The organism is Sphingomonas sp. (assembly GCF_035910975.1).
In the GTDB taxonomy this organism is placed as follows: Bacteria; Pseudomonadota; Alphaproteobacteria; order Sphingomonadales; family Sphingomonadaceae; genus Sphingomonas.
This window is the reverse complement of the sequence record NZ_JAMHWM010000024.1, coordinates 1-1,340: the sequence shown is the minus strand read 5'-3', so window position 1 is coordinate 1,340 and position 1,340 is coordinate 1. Positions and strand designations below refer to the sequence as shown.

Below are 1,340 nucleotides of genomic sequence, written 5' to 3'. Positions count from 1 at the left end.
CTCGTTGCCGCTGGCGCCAAATACGCGGCCGAGATGGCCGGGTTCAAAGAGAACACGCTCTTTGCCTACAAGTACATCACCGGCAGCGAGGGTAAGGCGTCGATGATGTTCGCCGAGGCCGACAACCTCGCGCGGGCGATGGGCCAGAACACAACTGGCGTCGCCGAGTCTCTTCGCGAGTTGATGGGCGGCGGTTTCGCGCAGGGACAGAGCCTAGACATCACCGCGGCCATTGCGGACGTCGGAGCGCTGTCGCCCACGGCGAACACGGCCGCGATCTCGGCTCAGCTTGCCCAGATGAAGGGCGCCGGACGCGTGCTCGCGGAAGACCTCAAGCCGCTTCTGAACGCCGGCCTGAACGACGACATCTTCTATCAGGTCCTCCGGGAGATGACCGGCAAGACCGATCAGAAGGACCTCAAGAAGATGCTCGAACAGGGCAAGGTCTCTGCCGATCAGGGCATCGACGCAATCCTCGAGACGGTCAACCGCATGGGCGGCAGCAAGGGCCTCGGCTCTATCGCTGCGGCTCGCGCGAACGAGACCATGGGCGGCCAGGTCACCGCGGCGAAAGCCATGTTCGAGCGCCTGTTCATGTCGATCTCGTCGGGCCCCGCTGGCTCTGCCATGGGCTCTCTCGCCAAGCAGGTGACGGCGTTTCTGGACCCGAAGGGCGATAGCGGGCAACGCATTCTCTCTGTTCTGAACAGCATGGCGGCGGCTGCTGGCACGGTGCTCGCGTCGCTCTCCGGTGGCGCGCTCGGTTCGTTCCTGACAGGGCTCCTCGGCTACTTCGAAGCGCTCCGTCCGATCGCCACGGCCTTCTTCTCATCCTTCGGCGCCGGCATCATGGCCGCTGTCGCTGCGGTTCGGCAGATCATGCCTGCAATGGGCGGCGCTAGCAGCACGTCGCTCGACATGGTCGGCATTGCCAAAGCCCTCGGCTCCGCGTTCGCGTGGGTCGCCGTGGCCATCGGCGCGGTCATCGGCGTGATCGCTGCCGTCGCTGGCGTGATCGGTCTCGTCGTCGTCGGCATCGGCACCGGGCTCGTCGACTTCGTCGGGTGGCTCGCGGAGACCGCGGCGAAACTGGTCGCGTTCTCCGACGCGGCGCCGGGCATCGCTGGCCAGTTCATCGCGGGCCTCGTGCTCGGCATCAAAGACGGCATCGTCGACGTCGTCGGCGCCATGGGCGAGATGGGCCAAGCGGCCATCTCCGCGGTGACCGACGTCTTCAAGATCAAGTCGCCCTCCCGCGTCATGATGGAGGTCGGCGGCTACGTCTCCGAAGGCTTCGCGCAGGGCGTCGACGGTGGCGCACCGCAAGCCTCTGCGGCCGT

At 66.3% G+C, this 1,340-nt stretch carries 1 protein-coding gene; it reads left to right on the top strand.

What is annotated here, in order from left to right:
• Positions 1-33 precede the first annotated feature (33 nt).
• A partial coding sequence (locus VYI76_RS04545; RefSeq protein WP_326523587.1) for a tape measure protein occupies positions 34-1,340 on the top strand: 1,307 nt, incomplete at its 3' end.